Below are 24,998 nucleotides of genomic sequence, written 5' to 3' on the forward strand. Positions count from 1 at the left end.
TTATTTATAATCCAAATTCGTCTGTGTTTTGTTCTTCTTCGGGTTTAATAGCTGTAGAGTCTTTACTGATACTGTCATTCTCCACCCGGGTATGAACCGGCGGCGTATAACAATCTACTTTTATACTAAGATTTTTTGGTTTTTCAAACGGTTCTTTGGACACATTTAAAGTAGGGTCGTTGTAACATTTTTTCATGAACAATCCCCAAATAGGCAATGCCATAGTTGCACCCTGACCGGCAGCCAGTGTTTTGAAATGCGCTGAACGGTCTTCATTTCCTACCCAAACACCTGCAGCTAAATTGGGCACCATTCCAATAAACCATCCGTCAGATTGGTTTTGAGATGTCCCTGTTTTACCGGCTATAGGGTTAGTAAACATGTAAGGATAACCTGTCACGCGGTTGTATTTCCAACCACCTCCCTGGGTACGTAATCTATCTCCTGAACCTGATTCAGTAACTCCTTCCAGAAGTTTTATCATTGCATACGATACATCTTTACTCAATACATCTTTTGATTCCAATTTTGGTTCAAAAATTACGTTACCGTTTTTGTCCTCTATTTTTGCAATAACCTGTGGTTTCAGATAAATACCCTGATTTGCAAAAGTACTGAAGGCAGCTACCATATCACGGACGGTAATATCAACCGCACCAAGCGCTATTGAAGGCTGTGACGGAATTTCAGTTTCCACACCTAATTTTCTCAATAAGGCGATAACCGCATCAGGTCCTGTCTTATCAATCAATTTTGCTGAAATTGTATTAACCGAATACGCCAATGCTCTTTTAAGCGTCATCATTCCTCTGTATTTACGGTCAGAGTTTCTAGGTTCCCAGTCTTCAGTCACATTATGTTTTCCTTTACGAATCATGAAAGGTCCGTCGATAATAGTATCACATGGTGACATTCCCAACTGTTCTATAGCTGTTGCGTAAACAAAAGGTTTAAAAGTTGAACCTACCTGACGTGCCCCTAAACCTACGTGGTCGTACTGGAAATAACGATAGTCTATTCCGCCTACCCAAGCCTTAACATGACCGGTTTGCGGTTCCATAGCCATTAAGCCCGGCTGCAAAAAATGCTTGTAATAACGGATGGAATCATAAGGAGTCATTACTGTATCACGGTCGCCTTTCCATGTGAAAACCGTCATTTTGGTTTTAATCTGGAAAGAAGCTTTTATTTCTTCCTCATCTTTACCGTTTTCCGATAAGATTCTCCAGCGCTCCGAATTGCGCATAGAGCGGTCCATTACTTTATCGATTTCAGTTTGCGTTATATTTACAAACGGAGCGGTTTTATTATTTTTCTGTTCGATAAAAAATTCCTGCTGTAAGTTAGCCAAGTGCTCGCGCATAGCTTCTTCTGCATACACCTGCATACGGGAATCGATAGTTGTATAAATTTTTAATCCGTCAGAATAAATATTGTAATCAGAACCATCTTCTTTTTTGTTTTCTTCCACCCATTTTTTCATATAATCACGCAGGTACTCACGGAAGTAAGTAGCGGTTCCTTCATTATATTTTTCCGGGGTGAATGTTAATTTAAGCGGTTTTGCCTGATAATTTTCTTTTTGTGTAGTCGTCAGGAATCCGTTTTTCTCCATTTGTTTTAAGACCACATTACGGCGTTCTTTTACTTTTTCCTCACGGCGTAACGGATTAAACAAAGACGGGTTTTTGAGCATTCCCACTAACATTGCCGCTTCATCTACTGTCAGGTTTTTAGGTTCTTTGGCAAAATAAACTTTTGCTGCCGAACGGATTCCTACAGCAGTATTGATAAAATCGGCTTTATTCAAATACATTGCAATGATTTCATTTTTCGTGTACTGGCGTTCTAAACGAATTGCGATGATCCATTCTTTTGCTTTTTGTACGATACGGAATGGTAAAAAGCGTGATCCTTCCCCGTGAAATAAAAGTTTCGCCAGCTGCTGGCTAAGGGTACTCGCTCCGCCGCTTGTTCCTGCACTTAAAACCGCTCTCATGGTTCCCCTGCCGTCGATTCCCGAGTGCTCGTAAAAACGTTCATCTTCTGTTGCCACTAAAGCATTTACAAGATGTTTAGGCAGATCCTCATAATCAACAGGAGTTCTGTTTTCATTAAAAAACTTTCCGATTACAACACCATCAGAAGATATAATCTCAGTAGCTAAATTTGATTCAGGGTTTTCTAATTCAGAAAAAGAAGGCATTGACCCAAAAAGGCCCCATGAAGCCAAAAGGAAAAACAAAAGCACGCCTCCAAAAGCATACATAAAGTATTTCCAGAACTTTTTCACATAAGGCGAAAAATCAGATTTTTTAGTATTTAATTTTTGTGCCATAATTATTTACTTTCTTTGATTGATTCAATTCTAAATCCTAATTCTGTAACTCCGTTCAACACTTCAACACCCTTAATCTTTCCGTTTTGTCTTACCGCCTGCTGGATACTTACTTTATATTTTCCTTTTTGAGGAAACTTATAGTTTTCTTTGTACCAAAGCTTGCTTTCCTTAACATCTGAAAAACCTTCACCCATGAGTGTCCCGTCAGGATTTGCCATTTGATATTCCAAAGTATCTACCAGAATTTTACCTTTAGGTTGTTCCAATTTTACAATTAAAAACAAATTGCTGAATTCATAATCATCATTGTTTCTGATATTAATGAACATGTTTAAAGGTTTTACCGAAGCTTCCTGTTCAAATTCAAAACTTACCGCTTCTTTTTTAGGCCATCCATTGTCAAAAGTTTTGTACTGATCAAAAACCTGTGAATCATCACAGGAAATAAGACACAATGAAGTCGCTGTAAATAAAAAACTATTTTTTAAAATCTTTTTTATCATTTTTATTTTTGAACCTGTTGGGTTTATTTTTTGGCTTATTGTTTTCCGGTTTTGGAGCTGGTGCTGTTTCGTTGTTTTCAACAGCCAGTTTTGGTTTTTTCTTTTTGGGCTTATTTTTCTTTTTGGGCTGATCAAAACGGGTTAAACTATCCTGACCCATAGCATTCTGGAATGTTTTTTCAACTTCTCCTTTATCTTCTTCAAATGCAAAATCTTCTAAAGAAGCAACCTTTTTCCCTTGCTTGTTTAATGCGAGTATTTCTTTTACTTCATTTACCTTAAGTACATGCCACACAGCATTATTGCCTATATAAGCAAACCACATTAATTCCTTGAAAATATCTACTTTCTGACAGATTGCCTCACCTTTTTCGGTATGCAGTTTTGTCTCCATGTCCGGAAAGTCCTTCAAGGCATCCATGTAAGTATCCAATTCATAATTCAAACAGCATTTTAACTTACCGCATTGTCCCGCTAATTTTTGAGGATTTAATGACAGTTGCTGATAACGGGCTGCTGCCGTATTTACACTTCTGAAATCTGTCAGCCAAGTGGAACAGCATAACTCACGTCCGCATGAACCTATACCGCCTAAACGGGCCGCTTCCTGACGGAAACCAACCTGTTTCATTTCGATACGGATCTTAAATTCAGATGCGTAATCTTTAATTAACTGACGGAAATCCACCCGGTCATTTGCCGTGTAGTAAAATGTAGCTTTTGAAGCGTCGCCTTGAAATTCTATATCTGAAATTTTCATTTCAAGATTCAAAGCAATTGCCAATTCACGTGCTCGAACCTTCATGGGTTCTTCCCTGTCACGCGCCTCGCTCCAGATATCAATGTCTTTTTGTGATGCTTTGCGGTAAATTTTAAGTACTTCACCTTCAGGATTTACCCCTTTCTTTTTCATTTGTACTTTAACCAGTTCTCCTGTTAAAGTTACAATCCCTACATCATGCCCCGGAGAAGCTTCAACTGCAACAATATCTCCTATGCTCAGAGTCATTTTTTCAGTATTTCTGAAAAACTCTTTTCTGCCATTTTTGAAACGTACTTCAACACAGTCAAAAGGTGCCTGGCCTCCTGGTAATGACATATTTGCCAACCAGTCGAAAACTGTTAATTTGTTGCAGCTATCGGTGCCGCAAGTCCCATTATTTTTACACCCCTTAGGCGCTCCGCCGGTCGAGGTTGAACAACTATTACATGCCATAACTTGAATATATATATTGGTCATCCCGTGAAATCACGGGACTACTACTGCCAATTTAGTTTAGAGCGTAAAGATACATATTTTTAAATTCCAAATCCTAAAAAACAAATTCCAAAAAAGTGTTTCCAAACAACCGGAAACAATTAATTTCAAATGCATTTTTCTTAAAAAGAAAAAACCCGTTACATATAAAACGCAACAGGTCTAATATAAATTATTCTTTCTGATTAAATTTCTTTGACAGAAATAATATGTACCGGACATGCTTTTTGAGCCAATTCACATGCCTCGAAAATAGTATGGTCGTGTGACTTTAAAGTATGAAATCCTTTAGTATCGATTGCTTTTATCAAAACAGATTTTCCGTCTTTTTTTGACATTTGAAACTGAGCAGGCGCAAATTCCACACAATAATTACACCCAATACATTTGTCTCTTTGTAAAGTAACAATTACCATTACGCCTCTACAATTTTATATAATTTGTCGGACAAACGGATTCTGAAAGGTAATTTAAAAGTACAGCTGTCTCCTCTGCCGGCTTTTTCAGAAACTTCATCATTAACATACATTTCGTCAATCACCATTTCCTGTGCTCCGGTACTTGGTCCTGTGATCAAAATTTTGTCTCCTTTTTTAATATCGTAGGCTTCAATTTTAAATTCGCCAATATTCGCTTTTGGAAAAAAATGAACTCCTTTACCTACATATACTTTCTTTTGGGTAGCATTGCTTCCAGAGTCTTTACTCCATTCCCCCAGTTTTTGTCCAAGATAGTAACCACTCCAAAATCCGCGGTTGTAAACCGTTTCAAGATCAGACATCCATTGTGTTATTTTTTCTTTTGAAAAAGTACCATCGTAATAGGAATCTATAGCATCTCGATATGTTTTTGTCACGGTGGCCACATATTCAGGAGCGCGTCCGCGGCCTTCCAGCTTTAGTACTTTGATACCCGAATCAATCACTTGATCCAGAAAATCAATCGTACATAAATCTTTTGGCGACATCATGTATTCGTTGTCTATTTCAATTTCAAAACCTGATTCCTGGTCGATTACTGTGTATTTTTTCCGGCAGTTCTGTTTACAGGCACCACGGTTTGCAGATGAATTATGCGAATGCAGACTCAAGTAACATTTCCCTGAAACCGCCATACACAATGCTCCATGACCAAAAATTTCTATTTCAACTGGATTACCACTTGGTCCTTTGATTTGTTCTTTCTCTATCAACTCGGTTATTTTCTTTACCTGACGTAAGCTGAGTTCACGCGATAACACGATGGTATCCGCGAACATTGCGTAGAATTTAACCGTTTCAATATTGGTCACATTCAACTGAGTTGAAATATGCACTTCCAAGCCAATCGTCCGCGCGGCCATAATCACTGCCTGATCCGAAGCAATCACTGCAGTAATATTAGCTTCTTTGGCTTTGTTTAAAAGTGTTTTTACTATTGATAAATCATGATCGTAAATAATCGTGTTCAATGTTAAATAGGTTCTAACATTTTTTTGCTGACAACGATTGGCAATTTCAGGTAAATCGTCTATTGTAAAATTTACCGATGCACGGGCACGCATGTTTAATTGCTCTACCCCGAAATAAACCGAATCACAACCATTATCAAGAGCTGCCTGCAAAGATTCAAAATTTCCTGCAGGAGCCATCAGTTCAATTTTTCCTGTGGCAGTCATTTTACTTTACTATTTTGAATAATTTATCAGAAGCTCTCACTTTAAAAGGTACTGAAAAAGTAATTTTATCACCTTCTTTAGCCACAGTTCCTTCTTGGCCGTTTACAAATAATTGCTCTACAATTAATTGTTTTTCACCGGTAGTAGGTCCTTGGATTAATACTGTATCCCCTGCTTTCAATTCATGGTTTGTTATGGTAAACTGACCCACTTGAGATTTAGAATAATAGTGTTCACCTTTACCCACCATTACTTTTTTAACCGCAATACGCTGACGAAGTGTTTTAGGTTTTTCCGTTGTCAGTTCATTAACGTTTGCTTCAAAATCTGTTGCTTTTGCCAAACTGATTCCGGTAAGTTCACCTGATTTTTTAAATTTCAGCGCTTCTGATTTTCCTTTACGGAAAATTTTATTTCCTACCTGAATCCCTTTTCTTAATCGAACCTGATCTTCCAGAGATAAATGCGTTGTTTCCAAACATTCGGTAGAACAGCAGTGTTCCATTTTTTCAGCACATTCATCGCATTGGATAAACAATAAATGACAGCCATCGTTAGCACAATTGGTATGATTATCACATGGTTTACCACATTGATGGCACTGTGAAATAATATCATCAGTAATTCTTTCACCTAAACGATGGTCAAACACGAAGTTTTTACCAATGAATTTACTCTCGATACCTTCCTCTTTTATCTGACGGGCATAATTAATGATTCCGCCCTCCAACTGATATACGTTTTTGAAACCCTGATGTTTAAAATATGCCGAAGCTTTTTCGCAACGGATACCACCGGTACAGTACATTACCAGATTCTTTTCTTCTTTGAAATCTTTTAATTGCTCATTAATGATTGGCAACGATTCACGGAACGTTTCCACATCCGGTGTAATGGCTCCTTTAAAATGTCCGACTTCACTTTCGTAGTGATTTCTAAAATCTACCACTATAGTATTAGGGTCGTCTAAAATATCATTGAATGCTTTTGCATTTAAGTGAACTCCTTTATTAGTTACATCAAAAGTCTCGTCGTTCAATCCATCAGCAACGATTTTATGACGCACTTTAACAGTAAGTTTGAGGAAAGAATGGTCATCGTGTTCTACAGCAACATTAATACGAATGCCTTTCATAAAATCGTAAGCTTCCAGTGTATCGCGGAATGTTTCAAAATTTTCGGCAGGAACACTCATTTGCGCATTAATACCTTCTTTAGCCACATACACACGGCCAAGAGCATCCAGCTTGTTCCAAGCTAAAAATAAATCGTTACGAAATTGTTGAGGGTTTTCAATGTGCGCGTATTGATAGAAAGAAATGGTAAAACGCTGCTTACCCGCCTGATCGATTAATTCAGCTCTTTCTTCTGCGCTTAAGGTGTTATACAGTTGCATGCTATAAACTTTAAGTGAGATAATAAACAATATGTTGTGAATTCTAAATGGAAGAATTCGGGGGCAAAGGTATTGATTTTTAAATTATTTCAAAATATTTCCCAGGCAAAGGTCTGACAACACCTTTTAGCTCCATATTCAATAATAACGAAGATAATTTAAAAACAGGCATTTGACAATCCAATGCTATAATATCCAAATGCTCCTTATTTAGTTTTTGCAAATAATCATATATGAGTTGTTCTTCATTGTCCAAAGAAATAAAAAGCTGTTTTTGAATTGCTTTAGAAGTATCTTTTTTCAAATCCCAATTCAAATGATAAATTAAATCAGTCGCATTTGTAATCAGTTGTGCCTTGTTGGTTTTAATCAAAAGATTACAGCCTTGGCTATACTTATCAGTAGTTCTTCCCGGCACAGCAAACACATCTCGATTGTATTCATTGGCCATATTTGCAGTTAGTAAAGAACCTCCTTGTTCTGCACTTTCTATGACAATTGTAGCTTCTGAAATACCTGCTACAATCCGGTTGCGTTTTACAAAGTTTTCCCTGTCAGGATTTGACGTACTCCAAAACTCGGTCATAAAACCACCGTTCTGTTCTATTTTGCGCATGTATTTTTTGTGAACTTTTGGATAAATCTGATTCAATCCGTGCGCTAAAACACCTATAGTCTGCAACTCATTTTCCAAAGCAGTCTGATGTGCTGCAATATCCACTCCGTAGGCAAAACCACTTACAATTATAGGATTTAAAGGCGCTAAATCATTTATAAGATTTTTACAAAAGTCAATTCCCTGAGGTGTTACCTGACGGGTTCCCACAATGCTAAGTATTTTCCTGTTTTCAAGATGTATATTTCCGGCAGTAAACAGCAAAACCGGAGCATCAAAACATTGCTTTAAGCGTTCAGGATACAACGCATCCTGATAGTACAAAACGTTTATATTCTCCTTTACAATAAATTGAAGTTCGTTTTCGGCTTCTTTAAAAAGTTGGGGGCTTTGCAGGTTTTTAATAATGGCTGCTCCAATCCCGTCAATTTTTGCCAATTCGTTGGACTTGGCTTTAAAGACTTCTTCGGGAGAACCTAATGCAGTAATTAATTTTTTGGCAATCACGTCGCCAATACCTTCTGCTTTCAGCAGTGCTAAGGCAAATAATAAATCTTGATGTAACATGGCGTATAAATAATAAACACAAAGAAATGAATTTTTAAATTGTTAATAACATTTGTTGATAAAATTTTTAATTCGGCTTGCATTCGTTACTTTTGTTCTTATGAATATCGAACAATACATCTCGCAGTTATTGTACCGTTATGCTTGTGTAACGGTGCCTAATTTTGGTGCATTTTTAACAGAAACTATATCGGCAACCATTCAGGAAAGCACTAATACATTCCTTCCGCCGAAAAAAGCAGTGTCTTTTAATTCGTACATCAAAAACAATGATGGATTGCTTGCCAATCATATTGCTCTGGCAGAAAAAATTTCTTACGAGGAAGCAGTTCATAAAATTGACGTGGTAGTAAACGAATGGTTTTCTAAATTACAAAATCGTGATTTTGTGATTTTAAAAAACATTGGCCTGCTTAAATACAATGTTGAGAACAATATTGTATTTGAAGTTTTTGAACACACTAATTATCTTACTGATTCTTTTGGGTTATCTTCATATGTTTCTCCTATGGTTAAACGTGAAGTTTTAAAAACCGTTGTTACAGATGAAACTGTTCAGGAAGAATTAGAAAAAGAACCGGTTAGTTTTGAACCAGCAAATAGAAATCCGTTACGCAGTTTTGCAAAATACGCAGCAATTGTGACGATAATTATGGGCGGAGGAACTTTGGGCTATGTGGGTTACATCAACCAACAGGAACAAAGTGAAACTTTAATTGTTCAGGCAGAAGTTCAAAAAGAAGTTCAGGCTAAGATTCAGGAGGCAACGTTTTTCATAAGCAATCCGACTCCGGAAGTTACTGAAAATAATATTCGACCATTCCATTTAGTGGCGGGCTCTTTCAGAAGTGAACAAAATGCACAAAAAGCAGTTGATGAATTAATTGAGAAAGGTTTTGCCGATGCCAGGATAATGGAAAAAAACGATCAGGATTTATATCCGGTTTTTTATGGAAGTTTCACAACCTATGCAGAAGCACAACAAGAACTTACTCAAATCCAGGCTAAGGACAATCCGGAAGCTTGGTTATTGATAAAAAATATGTAATTCGCAAAATGCCTTTCAATTTGAAAGGCATTTTTGATAAATATTCAATACAAACATTATATCTTTGTAAAAAATTAAATTTTATGCAACCTAAATTCCCGTCAGATTCATTAACTACATTAACTGATTTAGTTTTACCTGGTGAAACCAATCCACTTAACAACTTATTTGGAGGCGAATTACTGGCTCGTATGGACAGAGCTGCAAGTATAGCTGCAAGACGTCATTCACGCCGTATTACAGTTACCGCATCTGTGAATCACGTAGCATTCAACAGAGCTGTTCCTCTGGGGAGTGTTGTTACGGTTGAAGCAAAGGTTTCAAGAGCTTTTACAAGTTCGATGGAAATTTATATAGATGTGTGGATTGAAGACCGTGAATCAGGACAAAAAACAAAAGCCAATGAAGCTATATATACTTTTGTGGCAGTAGATGAAACCGGAAGACCGGTAGAAGTTCCTCAGGTAATTCCACAAACGGAAGAAGAAAAAGCAAGATATGATGCCGCTTTGAGAAGAAAACAATTAAGCTTGGTTTTAGCCGGTAAAATGAAACCCAGTGAAGCAACTGAACTGAAAGCTTTATTTATAGAATAATAAAAAAGCCGCTTTCAAAGCGGCTTTTTTAGTTTTATAGTAAATCCTTACCAATATCTTTCCTAAAATACATTTTTTCAAAAGTAATTTTAGAAATACTTTCATACGATTTTTTCAATGCTTCAGGGAATGTTTCTCCATAAGAAGAAACCGCTAAAACGCGTCCGCCGCTGGTTACAACTGCATCACCTTCAGTTTTTGTACCTGCGTGAAAAGCAATTGAATCTGTAACCTGATCCAAACCGGAAATTACTTTCCCTTTTTCATAATCCTCAGGATAACCTCCGGAAGCCACAATTACAGTTGTAACTGCTCTTTCGTCAATTTCCAAAGTTGCTTTATCCAATTCCTGGCTTCCTACTGCCTCAAATAATTCCACTAAGTCCGATTTGATTCGAAGCATCACCACTTCAGTTTCCGGATCACCCATACGAACATTGTACTCAATAACCATTGGTTCACCTTTCACATTGATCAGTCCAATAAAAACAAATCCTTTGTATTCAATATTGTCTTTTTGAAGTCCTTCAATAGTTGGTTTAACTATTCGGTTTTCCACTTTTTCCATGAAAACAGCATCAGCAAACGGTACCGGTGAAACTGCACCCATACCTCCCGTATTTAAACCTGTATCTCCCTCGCCGATTCGTTTATAGTCTTTGGCTGTTGGAAGTATTTTATATGATTTACCATCTGTTAAAACAAAACAGCTCAATTCGATTCCGTCAAGAAATTCCTCGATTACCACTTTTGAAGAAGCATCTCCAAATTTGGCATCAACCAACATGTTTCTTAATTCTTGTTGTGCTTCAGCTAAATCGTTTAAAATTAAAACTCCTTTTCCAGCTGCAAGTCCATCGGCTTTTAAAACATAAGGTGCATCTAAAGTTGTTAGAAACTCACATCCCTGCTCAACAGTATCTTTTGTGAAACTTTCATAACGTGCTGTAGGAATATTGTTTTTTACCAAAAACTGTTTGGCAAACTCTTTACTTCCTTCCAATTGCGCTCCAACTTTCGAAGGTCCAATCACAGGAATGTCATGTAATTGTGAATCATTTTTAAAGAAATCGTAAATCCCGTTCACTAATGGATCTTCAGGACCTACCACAACCATACTAACTTTGTTTTCCAGTACAAAGTTTTTAACCGATTCGAAATCAAGTGGATTTAAAGCAACATTAACAGCAATTTGAGCTGTTCCTGCATTACCAGGTGCCACAAAAAGCCGCGAACATTTTTCACTTTGAAGCATTTTCCAAGCCAAGGCATGTTCTCTACCGCCTGAACCTAATAATAAGATTGTCATTGTTGTGTTGTTTTATTACGCTGCGCTCCATACAGTTCGGCTGCGCCTCGAGTTGTTGTGCAAAAATAGTTTGTTTAAAACGAATATGAAAACAGTTGTTTTCTTATTTTTGGTGAAACAGCAAATATGATTCGGTTTTTTGATTGGTCCCTGAAATTAAATGGTTTCCGCATGAAGGAATCCCAAGCCGAGTTTAACGCTATCCTGTGTCTTTCTCCTGAAGAACATGAACAATTCATTGAACAAAAAAAGATAGAAATTCTAGAATATCATTTACAAAACAATTCCTATTACAGACATTTTGTTGGAAAATCAGAAATTGAAAACTGGAATGATGTTCCGGTAATGACTAAAAAAGATTTTCAAAAACCATTGACAGAAAGGCTTTCACGAGGTTTTACCGAAAAAACTGTTTTTAAAAACAAAACTTCGGGTTCCAGCGGTGACCCTTTTATTTTTGCCAAGGATAAATATGCACATGCCATTACCTGGGCTTCGATTATTTACAGATTTGGCTGGTATGGAATTGATTTCAACAAATCATATCAGGCCCGTTTTTATGGAATTCCGTTAGATTTTATTGGTTATACCAAAGAACGGATTAAAGATTTTTTAGGGCAGCGCTATCGGTTTACTATTTTCGATTTATCCGATGCTGTGCTGGAGAAAGTACTTCAAAAATTCAAAAAAAAGAAATTTGATTACATCAACGGTTACACCAGTTCAATAGTATTGTTTGCCAAATTTTTACAGAAAAAAAATATCATTTTAACCGATTTTTGTCCGACACTCAAAGTCTGCATGGTTACTTCTGAAATGTTGTTTAAAGAAGATAAAGTCTTGATGGAAAAACAGTTTGGGATTCCTGTGGTAAACGAATATGGTGCTTCCGAACTGGATTTGATTGCTTTTCAAAATTTGGATGGAGAGTGGCAGGTTAATGCTGAAACTTTATTCGTTGAAATTCTTGATGAAAACAATCAATCCGTTCCTAATGGTACTGAAGGTAAAGTAGTGATTACCTCATTATACAACAAAGCACATCCGTTTATCCGTTATGACATAGGTGATATTGGTATTTTGGATGAAAGAAGTACACTTGATCATCCTATTCTTAAAAAACTCATTGGTCGGACAAATGACATTGCGGTTTTGCCAAGCGGAAAAAAATCGCCTGGATTAACCTTTTATTATGTCACCAAAAGCATTATTGAGGATGATGGAAATGTAAAGGAATTCATCATCAGACAAACAAAAATTGATGCTTTTGAAATTGATTATGTGAGCGAAAAAGAATTAATGGCAACACAAATTGATAAAATAAAACAAGCCATTGATTTGTACTTGGAACCTAATTTAAATTTCACTTTTTACAGAAAAGAATCTTTGCAAAGAACCGCTAGAGGAAAACTGAAACAATTTCAAAGTTTGATTTAGTTTCTATACTTCAAAAAACCTCTGACCATCCAGTGAATCATATAGTAAGCTGATTCTAAAATTGATAATTTTTCAACTTCGCGGTAAAATTGCCACTGGTATTTTAACAATGCTTTTTTGTCTCTTGAAAGAGAATTTTCTCGAATACGGTAAATAGCTTTGGGTTCCTGAATTCCGTGAGCAAACGGAATTTCTTTCAAGTATTTTAACCACAACCCCATATCCTGTCTTTTACGTATATCCGGCATTGATTTTACGCCAAGTTTTTTTACGTCTATAAAAGCGGTCAGGCAACTTATAGAATTGGTTTTCAAAATATCAGTATACGTCACTTTTTGTGGGACGATAAAGTCTGAATACACAAATTCAAGATTTTCATTTGATCTTCGGTAAGAAGAAAATACAAACGGAATTCCGGTATTGTTTATAGTGGCAATACTATTTTCTATAAAATCAGAAAACCAAATATCATCAGCGTCCAAAAAAGTCATATAATCACCATTAATTTCATTTATGGCTTTATTTCTGGCCTTGGATGCTCCTGAATTTTTATTCAACCGGATTAAATGAATGCGGTGATCATCTTCCATAAAATGCTGAATAATATCAACCGTTTTATCAGAAGAGCAATCGTCAACGATTAACATTTCCCAGTTTTGGTACGTTTGATTTTGTACCGATTGAATGGTTTCAGTTATGAATTTTTCTGAATTGTATGTTGGAGTAATTATAGATACCAGCCCGTTCATTTAATACGCTTTTTCGTCGCCTAAAATAAAATTTTTAATTGTAATCAATATTATTTTAATATCAAGAAATAAGGTCCAATTTTCAATATAATATAAATCAAATTTCAAACGATTTTCTACATCTTTATCTGTAAGCACTTCACCTCTAAAACCATTTACTTGTGCCAATCCTGTAACCCCTGGTCTTATATAATGCCGTTCCATAAATTTATCAAAACGCTGAGCATAATCTTGATTAACACTCAACATATGCGGACGTGGTCCAACAACTGACATGTCACCTAAAAGAACATTGATAAACTGCGGCATTTCATCTATACTTGACTTGCGTAAAAATTTACCAAGTCTGGTAATTCTTATGTCGTTTTTAGAAGCTAATTCGGTATCTGCCGTTGCATTTACTGTCATTGATCTAAACTTGATGCATTCAAATTCTTCATTATCCAGTCCGTGACGCTTTTGTTTAAAAAAGACCGGTCCTTTTGAATCCATCTTTATTAGCAAAGCAACTATTGGGATCAACCATGAAAGGACAAAAACAATTATCAATAATGAAAAAACTAAATCAAATATCCGCTTAACCCAATAATTAAACCATATCTCAAGCGGTGTTTTCCTGATGGAGATTAAAGGAATATATCCATAATAATCCAAAAACATATTATGCGACAACGCCGAATTATCAGGAATCAATTTTATGGTTTTGAAATTACTGTGTGCAAAAGCAATTATTTCATCGGAACAATCTTTTGAAACACTGTTAAGATCACAGTATATTTCGTCAGTTTTATTTTTGGAAATATATTGTTCAATTTCAGTAAATGAAATCCCGTTCGAAAAAAGCATTTGCAATTTGTATCCAAAATCGCCGTTCTTATTAAAGAAGTCTGACAATTCCTGACTTTTTTCACTTTGCCCTATAATGATTACATTCCGGTAATTTCCCCCTAATATTTTGCGGTACTTTCTTAGCAGATAATAAATTCCGAATTTGAAAAAGCTTACCAATAGTGTAAGCAATATCAAATATTTAATAACTACAGCTACTGAAACTGTTCTTTGTGTAGTAAATAAAAGCGCAATAAACACTAGCGAAAACAATGCTAACTGTTTAAAAATTTTAGCAAGAATATTGCTTTGAGCCGTAAAGCGGTATACTTCATAAAAGTTGGTGTAATTAGCTATAACCGTCCATAAAAAAAGAAGCAATAGTGTGCTTTTTATACCAAAATAAGCATCATGAAATGTAAAAAGCAATAACCAGACAATCAAAAGAAAGTCTACCAGATAAGATATAGGTCTGATGTATTTAGAATACCTGCCTACTGCCATTATTACTTAATAAAATCTTTAAAATCTTTATGTGCTTCTCTTAAAAGTTCATCTTTAGGCAATGCTTTAAAATATTCGTACGTTAACTTCATTCCCTCAGCACGTGAAACTTTGGCTTCCCAACCCAATATTTTTTTAGCTACAGTTGTATCCGGCTGTCTTTGCAGCGGATCATTTTCCGGCAGCGGATGATATACAATTTTTTGATTGGTTCCTGTTAACTTAATAATCTCCTCCGCAAAATCTTTTATAGTAATTTCATCTGGATTACCAATATTTACAGGATATGCGTAATCTGAAAGCAATAATCTATAAATTCCTTCCACCTGATCATCTACATAACAAAACGAACGCGTTTGCATTCCGTCTCCAAAAATAGTAAGATCTTCACCTCGCAGAGCCTGACCAATAAATGCCGGAATTACACGGCCGTCATTCAGCCGCATTCTTGGTCCGTAGGTATTAAAAATACGGACAATACGTGTTTCCAGACCATGAAAACGGTGATACGCCATGGTTATAGATTCCTGAAAACGTTTTGCTTCGTCATATACGCCACGTGGTCCTATGGTATTTACATTTCCAAAGTAATCTTCAGTTTGAGGATGAATTAAGGGGTCTCCATATACTTCAGAAGTTGAAGCAATTAATATACGCGCCTTTTTTACTCTGGCCAGTCCTAATAAATTGTGAGTTCCTAACGAACCAACTTTTAAGGTTTGGATAGGGATTTTTAAATAATCAATTGGGCTTGCCGGTGATGCAAAATGCAGAATATAATCCAATTCTCCCGGAACATGAACAAACTTCGATACATCATGGTGATAAAACTCAAAATGTTCCAATTTGAATAAATGCTCTATGTTTTTTAAATCACCTGTAATCAGGTTATCCATTCCTATAACATGATACCCTTCCTTTATAAATCGGTCACAAAGGTGTGAACCTAAAAAACCTGCCGCTCCAGTGATTAATATTCGCTTCATTATATTTTTGTTTGTGCTAAAGCTTCCTGCCAATTTTTAATTGTTATCCCAAATGTACTTTTAATTTTTGATTTATCCAGCACACTGTACCCGGGTCTTTTTGCCGGTGTAGGATAAGCCTCTGTGGGTATGGGATTTACTTTTATATTTATATTGTTTTGTTTGAAAATTTCAACTGCAAAATCATACCAGGAACAGATTCCTTCGTTGCTGAAGTTATAAATTCCGTAATTATCATGAGCTGAATGTTTAAAGTCGGAAGAAATAATCTCCAAAACAGCTCCGGCCAAATCAACAGCATTGGTTGGTGTTCCTATTTGATCAGCCACAACATTCAACTCTGTTCTGTCCTGAGCCAAACGCAGCATGGTTTTCATAAAATTATTACCAAATTGAGAATATACCCATGATGTTCGGATAATATAATACTTATTACAATTTGAAACAACTTCGGTTTCCCCATCTAATTTTGTTTGACCATAAACTCCTATTGGATTTGTTGCATCAGCCTCTAAATAAGGCTTTTCAGAAGTACCGTTAAAAACAAAATCGGTTGAAATATGGATTAAAACGGCATTGTTTTTTTGACAGGCAATCGCCAGATTTTTGGGTCCGGTGACATTAACCAAATGCGCTTTTTCAATTTCAGATTCTGCTTTATCAACAGCAGTATAAGCTGCTGTATTGATACAATATCCAATTTTATTGTTTTCAAAGAAAGAAGTTACTCTTTCTTCATTTGTTATATCTAAGTCTTGAGATGACGCAAAAATAAATTGCATCTCTGGATATTGAGATGCAATAAATTGTAACGACTGACCTAATTGTCCCAAAGCTCCTGTAACTAAAACTACCATACTTTTCGGGCGTTTTCTATTGTTGGCAATACTTTATCTTTTTCAGAAATAATCAATTCCTGCTCAGGCATTTCCCAATCAATATTTAATGTTGAATCGTTATAAATCAAACCGCCTTCGCTGTCCTTATTGTAAAAGTTATCACATTTATAAAAGAAAGTGGCTTTATCACTAAGCACAATAAAACCATGGGCAAAACCTCGTGGAATATAGAATTGTTTTTTATTTTCTGCGGAAAGTAAAATAGAGTAGGATTGCCCGTAGGTTTCAGAATCAGGACGTAAATCCACTGCCACGTCCAACACTTCTCCTTCCAGCACACGAACCAGCTTGGCCTGTGCATGTTCACCGCATTGGTAATGCAATCCTCTTAAAACCCCTCTTGAAGAGTAGGATTGATTGTCCTGAACAAAATTTACTTCCTGCCCTATTCCTTTATTAAATACTTGTTGGTTAAAGCTTTCCATGAAATAGCCTCGCTCATCATGGAAAACTTTTGGTTCTATAATAAAACAGCCTTTAAGACTGGTCTCAATAAAATTCATTAACAGTTAAATATTTGCTCTAAAATCTTGATAGTAATTAGATAAGTTGGTTTTACCCCTGTTGTTCCTAAACCTCCTGAAGCTAACGTACTTCCTGTTTCCAATGGATTATCCGAAGCATAGTAGGCATAACGGACTTTTACATCAGGATTAATACTTTTACGGATTCTTGATGCCGATTGAATCGCTTTTTGATAATAGGCTCCTTCCATCTCCAGTCCTATTGCCTCCCAAGTAGATTCATGGAAAAATTTCAGTAACTCCCTGTTTTGCAGTGATGTTCCCAATACGGTAATCATAGGCCCTTCATATACAGGAATATCATTTCCTTCAAACATGGCAGCTGTCAATTGGTTTTCAAAAGGATAATTATCAGCTGTTCCTTCATTTACGTGAGCGGTAGCAATCATAATATCGCCTTTGCCTCCTTCAAGAATTCCGGCTTTACCCATTATGGATACCGATTCTACATTCAAGAATGTTTTCTTTTTCTCTACTTTATAAGGTTTCAAAAGCTCGTCAATAGTTTCAAAAGCCTGTTCCCCGAAGGCATAATCCATTACAATTAATACAGGTGCTTCCTCATTGATTTTCGCATTAGGGAATGCTGTTTTTTTCCAGTCGAATTTAGCCGTATCAAAAATCTGAACATCAATGTTTGTTCCTGAAGTATCCGGCATTGAAATCATTCCGTGTAATAAAGCAAAGTCTTCCACTTTTTTACGTAAATCTTTATTTCCGGAAGCCGATAAATCTTCATATATCTGATACTCGCCTTTTCCTTTGTATTTTGCAGCCAATACCGCTGGTGCAAAAACCGAATTCATCACACTGTGCATGTTTGCACTGATAACATGAATTGGTCTTTCCAATAAACCATTGTCGGCTAGTGTTTTCTTAATATTTGTAGCCCAGATATCACCGTAAATATGATGTCCTAAACGCTCTCTTAAAATCGGACTGAAAGTAATTGTACGTTTATTGTTGTCTACTACTTCTTCGATAGCCAATTTCCCCAGCCAGTAAATTACATGTAAAAAACGGTCAGGTTGTGCGGCATTTCCAAAATCATCATAAATGGCACTAACCTCAGCAAAAGTCCTTCCTAATACATTAGCTGCATGTGAAATCGCTTTTTCTCTTTCAATTAAAGTTAACTTTTTGGTTTGCAGTGCGGCTTGCTCTAATTTTTCCCAGTCACGAGAAACTTTACCTTCATCATCAATTAAAACACGATCTTTAATTTTGTGCGATTCGATGAAAATGAAAGTCAAGTGTGTCAAGATATCGTAAATATCTGAACGACCACGAGTGATTTCTACATTCATTTGTTCATCATCAATGCGGTAGCAATTTCTACGACGTTTAGGAGGAACGATGGGTTGGAAATGAGAATTTGAATACCCTTCGTCAGAAGTTAGGTTAATGTAACGACATTCTTCAATTCCTACTGGAAGACGTTCAATTACGTACAATAAACCATTCAATTCAACTTTTTCATCAGCAATTGAACCATAGATTTCAGGTCGTAAAGCCAATAAAGCTTCTCTTAGAGTTTCTCCAGAAACACCCATGGGTTTATAAAAACCTCTATTGAATAAGTGTCTCATGGTAATGTACAGTCGTTCGATAGCTGCCGACGACTCTTGCGCTCTTGAGCGCGAAATGTTTTTGATTTCTATCATCTTTTATATTTTACTAACCTGCAAAGGTACGATTTTATTCATATGTTAAAAATTTATTTACAATAGGAACCTATACAATCAATTTTTAATTCGTCAGAATTAATGTTATGGAAGGTTCAAAAACCCTGTTTTTAATAGTAGTATCAGCAGATTTTTTAAACTCCTTATGCCAGTTTCCACCGTAAAAAGTATAGGTAAAATCTCTTTCGATATAATTATAAAACAACAGTGGATAATATACCATATGTGTTTTTGTAGTTCCATCTGCAGCGGTACTTGTTTTACTAAATTTATTTTTATCAATAAACAGTCTTTCAACAGAAACAAAAAGTCCTTCTCTTGGAAAAACGATATTCCTGTTGGAAACATCAAAATAAGTTTTTCGGCTGCCTTTTTTAACTTGTACAATCAAATCTTTACTTAACAGTTCTTCTCCAGGAAGACCTTCACTATTAACGGCATAAAAATGAATTTTTACAGTTGCGGTTTCTAAGTTATTTTCAGTAAATATGGATACTTTTTTAATATATCTGTTTTTTTTCACTTTGGCATTATACGGAAAAAAACGAGCATCAGTTTTGGGTCCGTTTTCAAAAGCCTGTGAAAATGAAGTTGGCATTCCAATTTCTACTTCTTTTGTCTCTTTTTTATTTAAAACCACAACTTCATTCAATTCATAGGTCATGGATTTCATTTTTACCAATGCAGCTTCGGAAGATTTAATAAACACTTTTTCAAACCCAATTGCGGAAAAAATAAGTACTTTATCTTCCTTGACAGGTAAATAAAAACTTCCGTCTTCATCAGACGTTGTACCTATAGTTTCATTTTGAACCCAAATATTCACATAAGCTATTGGGTTATTATTAACATCTACAACTTTACCTTTAACTTGTGAAAAAAGGGAGATTTTTACAAAAAGAAATAGTATTAAAAGTATTTTTCCCTTCATCTTTTCTCTTTACTCATTTGCAAAATAATCTGCGATCTTTCTGTCATTGGATAATCTGGGTAATTTATTTTGTCCGCCTAATTTCCCAATTGATTTCATATATTCCTGAAATCCATTTTTCCCAACCTTTGTGATTACCAGAGTCTGCAACACATGTCCCGAAATCAAATCCTCGTAATACACATTTTGCTTGCGCATGGCAGTATCTATTTTTAAAGCAAAAGCTTTTACATCTTCGGGTTCATTTTCAAATTCAATAAGCCATTCGTGATACGGTAAACCTTCGGTAGGATTTATCTGAGGTGCTACTGTAAACTCATTAATTCTTACTGAAGTGCCTTCCACTGCTTCCTGCAAAGCACTTTCTACTTCTTTGCCTATAACGTGTTCTCCAAAAGCTGATATGTAGTGTTTAATCCTACCGGAAACTATTACTCTGTACGGTTTTAAACTTGTAAACTGAATGGTATCTCCAATATTATACGCCCAAAGTCCCGCATTGGTGGAAATGATTAATACATAGTTCACACCCATTTCAACTTCACCGATTGTATAACGTCTTGGATTTTCAGTGAAAAATTCATCAGCTTTTATAAATTCGTAGAAAATTCCAGAATTTAAAAGCAGTAACATTCCTTTTTCCTTTTGGGAATCCTGATAGGCAAAAAATCCTTCGGAAGCTGGAAACAATTCTATAGAATCTACTTTTCTTCCGATTAAATTTTCAAACTTTGCTCTGTAAGGTTCATAATTCACTCCGCCGTAAATAAACAAATTGAAGTTTTTAAAAACCTCACCGACTGGCTTTTTAGCTTTTTCAGAAAGTTTTTCAAAATACATTTGTACCCAGGATGGAATCCCGGAAATAACAGCCATATCCTCATGAAAAGTTTCTTCAACTATGGCATTGACTTTTGTTTCCCAATCTTCAATACAATTGGTTTCCCAGGAAGGCATTCGGTTTTTTTGAAGGTATTTAGGAACAAAATGCGCTACAATCCCTGAAAGACGGCCTAATTTAATTCCGTTTTTTTCTTCCAGAATCGGACTTCCCTGCAGAAAAATCATTTTCCCGTCCACAAAATCCGTCTTACCTGTTTCGTAAACATAACTCAAAATTGCATTGCGGGCAGCTTCGATATGATAAGGCATCGATTCCTTTGTAAGTGGAATATATTTTGCTCCAGAAGTCGTTCCGGATGTTTTGGCAAAATACAACGGTTTCCCTTTCCAAAGAATATCTTCTTCTCCTTTTACAACCCGGTCAACATATGGCCTTAATTCTTCATAGTCACGAATAGGGACTTTTTGAGCAAAATCTTCAAATGATTTTATGCTGTCAAAATTATGGTCTTTACCAAACTGTGTAGCTCGTGCCTCGGATATTAATTCCTGAAAGACTTTTTGCTGTGTTTCAACAGGATTATTAGCCCATTTTTGGGTTTTATGATAAATGATGGAAGCAAACAGTTTTGCTCCGATACTTTTAATTGACATTACTTACTATCTTTTTTTGCAGCTTCCTCTACCTGTTTGCGTAATTGCAGTTCTTCCTGAGAAGCGTTCATTTCATATTCTGAAGGGTCAACATAATCAGAAGCTAAAATAGAATCTTTATTTACCTTGGCGTACTCTAAATCACCTGTAAGCACTTTTTTTACAGATTCGATATAAGCATCGTTCTTTTTTAATTGAAATTCCAATGAATCAGATTTCAAACCCAGCAGCAGTGCTTTCTCTTTCAATTCTGTAGACGAATATCCGGGAATATACTCCCGTAAAGTAGTAAAAGCTATAATATAGGTAGTTACAGAAATCAAAAAAATGGCTCCGATTGTTGCCAATAAAAAAACATTCAAAATAGTCAGCCGAAGTGAAAACTGCTCCTCAAAAGTTTCTTCATTTAGTATAATTAATCGACGCTTGGTTATAATTTTATCAAGAAATTGTTTACGTCTGAATCGCTTTAATTTGGTCATAAAAAGACTGGATGTTTATACAAATATAGCAAATTGGAACATTGCAAAAGTTCAAACAATAATAATTCGTTAAAAATTAATAGGGTGCTTCATTTCTTTACTATATTTGTCCAATATTTAATTGCATTTTTGCACAATATTTAAAAGCATGGGAAGATTAGGTCCAACTGAAATTATATTAATTATTGCAGCAATATTATTGTTTTTTGGAGGCAAAAAAATACCTGAATTAATGAAAGGTCTGGGAAGCGGGTTGAACGAATTCAAAAAAGCTTCTAAAGGAGAAGAAACTGCAACAAAAAAAGAAGAAGAAACTAAAGAGTAAATAGTACTGCTTACCTTCTTTTTATGGATAAAATAGACGCAAAAATTCTTAATATTTTACAACAGGATTGTACACTTTCTGTGAAAGATGTTGCGGCTATGGTAGGACTTTCTTATACCCCGACTTACGAGAGAATCAAACACCTTGAAGAATCAGGGGTCATTAAAAAAAGTGCTGTTATCCTCAATCCTTCAAAAGTAGGTATCAAGCTTTTTGCTTACTGCAATATCACTCTTAAAAAACAATCACGCGAAAATTTAAAAAATTTCGAAGATGAAGTAATGAAAATGCCCGAAATACTGGAAGTAACCAGTCTTTCGGGTATTTATGATTATATGTTAAAAATTGCTACCACCGATATTGATGCTTACAATGATTTTGTAGTGAATAAATTGGCCAATATTCCTAACATCGGTCAGTATCACAGCAATATTGTGATGAGTATGGTGAAAAATGAAACTTCTTATTATTTACCTGAAAATTAAATCATCTGTTTTCTTTTCTGGATAAACTCCTCTTTTATTTTATCATTTTGTAAATTACCGATGCTTCCCTCATGGGTATGATTTAGTGTTTTGCTATTATAGGCAAACTGATTTTCTTCCACCTGTTTTGACACTATTTTATAGGCTTCCCTGAATGCAATTCCTGATAAAACCAATTCGTTAACAGCTTCCACCGTAAACAAATTAAGGTATTTTTCATCTGATAAAATATCCTTTTTGATAATACTATTTTCCAGCATCACCTCAAGCATATCCAGACATTCCTTCAGAGTAATAATAGCCGGAAACAAACATTCTTTTGTTAACTGCATATCCCTGTGGTAACCGGAAGGTAAATTGTTAGTCAAGAGCGTCAACTCATTCGGTAATGCCTGGATTCTGTTGCATTTAGCTCTGATCAACTCAAAAATATCCGGATTCTTTTTATGAGGCATGATACTGCTTCCCGTGGTCAGTTCTTTTGGAAAACTGATAAATCCGAAATTCTGGTTCATGTATAAACACACATCCATCGAAAATTTGGTCAACGTTGAAGCAATGCCAGATAAAGCCATAGCTGTAGTTTTTTCAATTTTACCTCTTGTCATTTGGGCATAAACCACATTATGGTTCATCGATTCAAAATTGAGTAGTGTAGTAGTCAATGTTCTGTTCAGTGGAAAAGAAGAACCGTAACCCGCTCCCGAACCCAATGGATTTTTGTTTGCCATGTGGTAAGCTGCAAGTATCAATTCCAAATCATCACAAAGACTTTCTGCGTAAGCACCAAACCATAAACCAAATGATGAAGGCATAGCCAGTTGAAAATGCGTATAGCCTGGTAATAAATCATTTTGATGTTTATTACTCAGATGGATTAAACTATTGAAAACTTTTTCGGTTTTTTCAACAATTTGTTTCAATTCTGATTTTATGAACAACTTAATATCCAACAATGACTGATCGTTTCTTGAACGTCCGGCATGGATTTTTTTTCCGACTTCTCCTTTCATTTGAGTCAGTAGCAATTCTACTTGGGAATGTACATCCTCCACTCCTACTTCGATAATAAATGTCTTATCATACACAGTTTGAAGAATCGTTTCCAAACCTTCATGCACCTGCTTCAACTCTTCCGTAGTTAACAATCCTATGTCATGTAACATAGAAGTATGGGCAATCGATCCCTTTATATCGGCTTCAGCCAGATACAAATCCCAGATTGTATCCTGTCCGATAGTGAATTGCTCCACCATTGCAGAAATCGAAGTTTTTACGTTATCCGATGTATTTTGCCACAGTTTCATAGTCAGTTGTATTAAATTTTTCCAGCATTTTGATATAAATTTCAATGCCTTTGTTGATTTCTTCTATATAAATATATTCATTGGCCGTATGCGATCTTGCCGAATCACCTGGTCCCATTTTGAATGTTGGAAAGCCATTCATCAAGGCTTGATCCGAAGTAGTTGGTGAAGCATAAATAGCTCTTCCCAATGCTATTCCGCTTTGTACAATAGGGTGATCTTTAGGTGCGAAAGACGGATTCAAACGGGTTGATCGCGGAATCACTTCACAAGCTACATGCTGTTTGATGATTGCTAATGCCTGTTCGTTATTGTATTTATCAGTCGTTCTGATGTCGACCGTAAACTGGCAGCTTTCAGGCACTACGTTATGTTGTACTCCAGCGTTGATAATCGTCACCGACATTTTTACTTTACCCAGCATTTCCGATTCCTCAGGAAACTCAAAAGTTCGAAACCATTCGATGTCTTTCAATGCTTTATAAATTGCATTTTCACCTTCTTCCCTTGCGGCATGTCCCGATTTTCCGTGGGCAATACAGTCAATTACGAACAATCCTTTTTCGGCAATCGCAATATCCATTTTTGTAGGTTCACCAACGATTCCAAAGTAAATTTTGCCTAATTCTGGTAAGACAATTTCCACACCGTTATTCCCTGAAATTTCTTCTTCCGCAGTCGCGGCATACACCAAATTGAACTGCAAATCGTCTCTTTCATAAAAATGTAGAAAACAAGCCGCCAAAGAAACCAATGGTCCACCGGCATCATTACTTCCTAATCCATATAAAATCCCATCTTCAATATCTGGGCTAAAAGGATCTCTTGTATATTGCTTATTAGGTTGTACAGTGTCGTGATGCGAATTCAATAAAATGGTTGGTTTAGATGCATCAAAATATTTATTCTTTACCCAAACATTATGCAACAATCTTGTTGTTGGAATTCCTTTCTGAACAAAAAAATCATTCAAAATTTCCGCTGTATTCTCTTCTTCTTTACTGAAAGAAGGTGTAGCAATCAATTTTTGTAAAAGTTCCAACACTTCTTTTTGTAATTGTTCCATTG

At 35.8% G+C, this 24,998-nt stretch carries 24 protein-coding genes; 5 read left to right on the forward strand and 19 right to left on the reverse strand.

Features of this window, described 5'->3' with window-relative positions; all coding sequences use genetic code 11:
* Positions 1–4 precede the first annotated feature (4 nt).
* The 7 genes from EZM65_RS13640 to dprA all read right to left on the reverse strand — a co-directional run bounded on the left by EZM65_RS13640 (position 5) and on the right by dprA (position 8,338).
* A complete protein-coding gene (locus EZM65_RS13640; RefSeq protein ID WP_136669110.1) occupies positions 5–2,338 on the reverse strand; it encodes a penicillin-binding protein 1A in 2,334 nt (777 codons plus the stop codon).
* A 2-nt stretch (positions 2,339–2,340) separates the two neighbouring features.
* Complete coding sequence (locus tag EZM65_RS13645; protein WP_136669111.1) at positions 2,341–2,844, reverse strand: gliding motility lipoprotein GldH; 504 nt, start codon at positions 2,842–2,844, stop codon at positions 2,341–2,343.
* Positions 2,819–4,060: a regulatory iron-sulfur-containing complex subunit RicT gene (locus EZM65_RS13650; protein ID WP_136669112.1), complete on the reverse strand. Its 1,242-nt coding sequence runs from the start codon at positions 4,058–4,060 to the stop codon at positions 2,819–2,821. The genes EZM65_RS13645 and EZM65_RS13650 overlap by 26 nt, the downstream gene beginning before the upstream one ends.
* Before the next feature lie 227 nt (positions 4,061–4,287).
* Positions 4,288–4,518, reverse strand: a complete 231-nt coding sequence (locus EZM65_RS13655) for a ferredoxin (protein ID WP_136669113.1) — start codon at positions 4,516–4,518, stop codon at positions 4,288–4,290.
* On the reverse strand, positions 4,518–5,759 hold the full coding sequence (locus EZM65_RS13660) for a peptidase U32 family protein (protein WP_136669114.1): 1,242 nt from the start codon (positions 5,757–5,759) through the stop codon (positions 4,518–4,520). The genes EZM65_RS13655 and EZM65_RS13660 overlap by 1 nt, the downstream gene beginning before the upstream one ends.
* 1 nt (position 5,760) lies before the next feature.
* The gene (locus tag EZM65_RS13665) at positions 5,761–7,155 is read right to left on the reverse strand and encodes a rhodanese-related sulfurtransferase (RefSeq protein ID WP_136669115.1); all 1,395 of its coding nucleotides are present in this window, start codon (positions 7,153–7,155) and stop codon (positions 5,761–5,763) included.
* A 79-nt stretch (positions 7,156–7,234) separates the two neighbouring features.
* Positions 7,235–8,338, reverse strand: a complete 1,104-nt coding sequence (gene dprA / locus EZM65_RS13670) for a DNA-processing protein DprA (RefSeq protein WP_136669116.1) — start codon at positions 8,336–8,338, stop codon at positions 7,235–7,237.
* Positions 8,339–8,438: 100 nt separating this feature from the next.
* On the opposite strand from dprA, the gene EZM65_RS13675 reads away from it, so the two are divergent.
* Entirely contained in the window at positions 8,439–9,386 is a 948-nt protein-coding gene (locus EZM65_RS13675; RefSeq protein ID WP_136669117.1) for an SPOR domain-containing protein, read from the forward strand.
* Positions 9,387–9,469: 83 nt separating this feature from the next.
* On the forward strand, positions 9,470–9,982 hold the full coding sequence (locus tag EZM65_RS13680; RefSeq protein ID WP_136669118.1) for an acyl-CoA thioesterase: 513 nt from the start codon (positions 9,470–9,472) through the stop codon (positions 9,980–9,982).
* A 34-nt stretch (positions 9,983–10,016) separates the two neighbouring features.
* Here EZM65_RS13680 and purD read toward each other — a convergent pair whose 3' ends face one another.
* On the reverse strand, positions 10,017–11,291 hold the full coding sequence (gene purD, locus EZM65_RS13685) for a phosphoribosylamine--glycine ligase (RefSeq protein WP_136669119.1): 1,275 nt from the start codon (positions 11,289–11,291) through the stop codon (positions 10,017–10,019).
* 126 nt (positions 11,292–11,417) lie between these two features.
* On the opposite strand from purD, the gene EZM65_RS13690 reads away from it, so the two are divergent.
* Positions 11,418–12,728, forward strand: a complete 1,311-nt coding sequence (locus tag EZM65_RS13690) for a phenylacetate--CoA ligase family protein (protein ID WP_136669120.1) — start codon at positions 11,418–11,420, stop codon at positions 12,726–12,728.
* Here the strand turns inward: EZM65_RS13690 and EZM65_RS13695 are convergent.
* The 9 genes from EZM65_RS13695 to EZM65_RS13735 form a co-directional block, all read right to left on the reverse strand.
* Positions 12,725–13,477 carry a glycosyltransferase family 2 protein gene (locus EZM65_RS13695; protein WP_136669121.1) on the reverse strand — a complete coding sequence of 251 codons (753 nt, stop codon included), beginning with the start codon at positions 13,475–13,477 and terminating at the stop codon, positions 12,725–12,727. The two genes, EZM65_RS13690 and EZM65_RS13695, sit on opposite strands and share 4 nt — an antisense overlap.
* Positions 13,478–14,809 (reverse strand): exopolysaccharide biosynthesis polyprenyl glycosylphosphotransferase, encoded by a 1,332-nt coding sequence (locus tag EZM65_RS13700; protein ID WP_136669122.1) that lies wholly within the window; start codon positions 14,807–14,809, stop codon positions 13,478–13,480.
* A 2-nt stretch (positions 14,810–14,811) separates the two neighbouring features.
* The gene (locus EZM65_RS13705; RefSeq protein ID WP_136669123.1) at positions 14,812–15,795 is read right to left on the reverse strand and encodes a UDP-glucuronic acid decarboxylase family protein; all 984 of its coding nucleotides are present in this window, start codon (positions 15,793–15,795) and stop codon (positions 14,812–14,814) included.
* The gene (gene rfbD / locus EZM65_RS13710; RefSeq protein WP_136669124.1) at positions 15,795–16,652 is read right to left on the reverse strand and encodes a dTDP-4-dehydrorhamnose reductase; all 858 of its coding nucleotides are present in this window, start codon (positions 16,650–16,652) and stop codon (positions 15,795–15,797) included. Before rfbD ends, EZM65_RS13705 begins: the two co-directional genes overlap by 1 nt.
* Positions 16,646–17,197, reverse strand: coding sequence for a dTDP-4-dehydrorhamnose 3,5-epimerase (gene rfbC / locus EZM65_RS13715; protein ID WP_136669125.1), 552 nt, complete (start codon positions 17,195–17,197; stop codon positions 16,646–16,648). Before rfbC ends, rfbD begins: the two co-directional genes overlap by 7 nt.
* Entirely contained in the window at positions 17,197–18,882 is a 1,686-nt protein-coding gene (locus tag EZM65_RS13720; RefSeq protein ID WP_136669126.1) for a hypothetical protein, read from the reverse strand. The genes rfbC and EZM65_RS13720 overlap by 1 nt, the downstream gene beginning before the upstream one ends.
* 85 nt (positions 18,883–18,967) lie before the next feature.
* A complete protein-coding gene (locus tag EZM65_RS13725; protein WP_136669127.1) occupies positions 18,968–19,834 on the reverse strand; it encodes a carboxypeptidase-like regulatory domain-containing protein in 867 nt (288 codons plus the stop codon).
* Positions 19,835–19,843: 9 nt separating this feature from the next.
* Positions 19,844–21,331: a GH3 auxin-responsive promoter family protein gene (locus EZM65_RS13730; RefSeq protein ID WP_136669128.1), complete on the reverse strand. Its 1,488-nt coding sequence runs from the start codon at positions 21,329–21,331 to the stop codon at positions 19,844–19,846.
* A complete protein-coding gene (locus tag EZM65_RS13735; protein ID WP_136669129.1) occupies positions 21,331–21,813 on the reverse strand; it encodes a peptidase in 483 nt (160 codons plus the stop codon). The genes EZM65_RS13730 and EZM65_RS13735 overlap by 1 nt, the downstream gene beginning before the upstream one ends.
* 148 nt (positions 21,814–21,961) lie before the next feature.
* Here EZM65_RS13735 and tatA point away from each other — a divergent pair, with 148 nt between their 5' ends.
* Together tatA and EZM65_RS13745 are read left to right on the forward strand one after the other, a co-directional pair.
* A complete protein-coding gene (gene tatA, locus EZM65_RS13740) occupies positions 21,962–22,138 on the forward strand; it encodes a twin-arginine translocase TatA/TatE family subunit (protein WP_136669130.1) in 177 nt (58 codons plus the stop codon).
* A gap of 23 nt (positions 22,139–22,161) precedes the next feature.
* The gene (locus tag EZM65_RS13745) at positions 22,162–22,623 is read left to right on the forward strand and encodes an Lrp/AsnC family transcriptional regulator (RefSeq protein ID WP_136669131.1); all 462 of its coding nucleotides are present in this window, start codon (positions 22,162–22,164) and stop codon (positions 22,621–22,623) included.
* Here the strand turns inward: EZM65_RS13745 and argH are convergent.
* Positions 22,620–23,930, reverse strand: a complete 1,311-nt coding sequence (argH, locus tag EZM65_RS13750) for an argininosuccinate lyase (protein ID WP_136669132.1) — start codon at positions 23,928–23,930, stop codon at positions 22,620–22,622. The genes EZM65_RS13745 and argH overlap by 4 nt on opposite strands.
* Complete coding sequence (locus EZM65_RS13755) at positions 23,902–24,996, reverse strand: M20 family metallo-hydrolase (RefSeq protein WP_136669133.1); 1,095 nt, start codon at positions 24,994–24,996, stop codon at positions 23,902–23,904. Before EZM65_RS13755 ends, argH begins: the two co-directional genes overlap by 29 nt.
* Positions 24,997–24,998: the final 2 nt, after the last annotated feature.

This window comes from Flavobacterium sp. H122 (assembly GCF_004959765.1).
Classification (GTDB): domain Bacteria; phylum Bacteroidota; class Bacteroidia; order Flavobacteriales; family Flavobacteriaceae; genus Flavobacterium.

Bases quoted from the DNA above. Each gene is read 5' to 3' on its own strand.
- EZM65_RS13730 (WP_136669128.1), bottom strand. From the start codon at position 21,331: ATGTCAATTAAAAGTATCGGAGCAAAACTGTTTGCTTCCATCATTTAT.
- argH (WP_136669132.1), bottom strand. From the start codon at position 23,930: ATGAAACTGTGGCAAAATACATCGGATAACGTAAAAACTTCGATTTCT.
- EZM65_RS13705 (WP_136669123.1), bottom strand. From the start codon at position 15,795: ATGAAGCGAATATTAATCACTGGAGCGGCAGGTTTTTTAGGTTCACAC.
- EZM65_RS13660 (WP_136669114.1), bottom strand. From the start codon at position 5,759: ATGACTGCCACAGGAAAAATTGAACTGATGGCTCCTGCAGGAAATTTT.
- EZM65_RS13735 (WP_136669129.1), bottom strand. From the start codon at position 21,813: ATGACCAAATTAAAGCGATTCAGACGTAAACAATTTCTTGATAAAATT.
- EZM65_RS13665 (WP_136669115.1), bottom strand. From the start codon at position 7,155: ATGCAACTGTATAACACCTTAAGCGCAGAAGAAAGAGCTGAATTAATC.
- EZM65_RS13695 (WP_136669121.1), bottom strand. From the start codon at position 13,477: ATGAACGGGCTGGTATCTATAATTACTCCAACATACAATTCAGAAAAA.
- EZM65_RS13645 (WP_136669111.1), bottom strand. From the start codon at position 2,844: ATGATAAAAAAGATTTTAAAAAATAGTTTTTTATTTACAGCGACTTCA.
- EZM65_RS13690 (WP_136669120.1), top strand. From the start codon at position 11,418: ATGATTCGGTTTTTTGATTGGTCCCTGAAATTAAATGGTTTCCGCATG.
- EZM65_RS13675 (WP_136669117.1), top strand. From the start codon at position 8,439: ATGAATATCGAACAATACATCTCGCAGTTATTGTACCGTTATGCTTGT.
- EZM65_RS13720 (WP_136669126.1), bottom strand. From the start codon at position 18,882: ATGATAGAAATCAAAAACATTTCGCGCTCAAGAGCGCAAGAGTCGTCG.
- EZM65_RS13640 (WP_136669110.1), bottom strand. From the start codon at position 2,338: ATGGCACAAAAATTAAATACTAAAAAATCTGATTTTTCGCCTTATGTG.
- EZM65_RS13650 (WP_136669112.1), bottom strand. From the start codon at position 4,060: ATGGCATGTAATAGTTGTTCAACCTCGACCGGCGGAGCGCCTAAGGGG.
- EZM65_RS13725 (WP_136669127.1), bottom strand. From the start codon at position 19,834: ATGAAGGGAAAAATACTTTTAATACTATTTCTTTTTGTAAAAATCTCC.
- EZM65_RS13655 (WP_136669113.1), bottom strand. From the start codon at position 4,518: ATGGTAATTGTTACTTTACAAAGAGACAAATGTATTGGGTGTAATTAT.
- EZM65_RS13745 (WP_136669131.1), top strand. From the start codon at position 22,162: ATGGATAAAATAGACGCAAAAATTCTTAATATTTTACAACAGGATTGT.
- tatA (WP_136669130.1), top strand. From the start codon at position 21,962: ATGGGAAGATTAGGTCCAACTGAAATTATATTAATTATTGCAGCAATA.
- purD (WP_136669119.1), bottom strand. From the start codon at position 11,291: ATGACAATCTTATTATTAGGTTCAGGCGGTAGAGAACATGCCTTGGCT.
- rfbD (WP_136669124.1), bottom strand. From the start codon at position 16,652: ATGGTAGTTTTAGTTACAGGAGCTTTGGGACAATTAGGTCAGTCGTTA.
- rfbC (WP_136669125.1), bottom strand. From the start codon at position 17,197: ATGAATTTTATTGAGACCAGTCTTAAAGGCTGTTTTATTATAGAACCA.
- EZM65_RS13755 (WP_136669133.1), bottom strand. From the start codon at position 24,996: ATGGAACAATTACAAAAAGAAGTGTTGGAACTTTTACAAAAATTGATT.
- dprA (WP_136669116.1), bottom strand. From the start codon at position 8,338: ATGTTACATCAAGATTTATTATTTGCCTTAGCACTGCTGAAAGCAGAA.
- EZM65_RS13680 (WP_136669118.1), top strand. From the start codon at position 9,470: ATGCAACCTAAATTCCCGTCAGATTCATTAACTACATTAACTGATTTA.
- EZM65_RS13700 (WP_136669122.1), bottom strand. From the start codon at position 14,809: ATGGCAGTAGGCAGGTATTCTAAATACATCAGACCTATATCTTATCTG.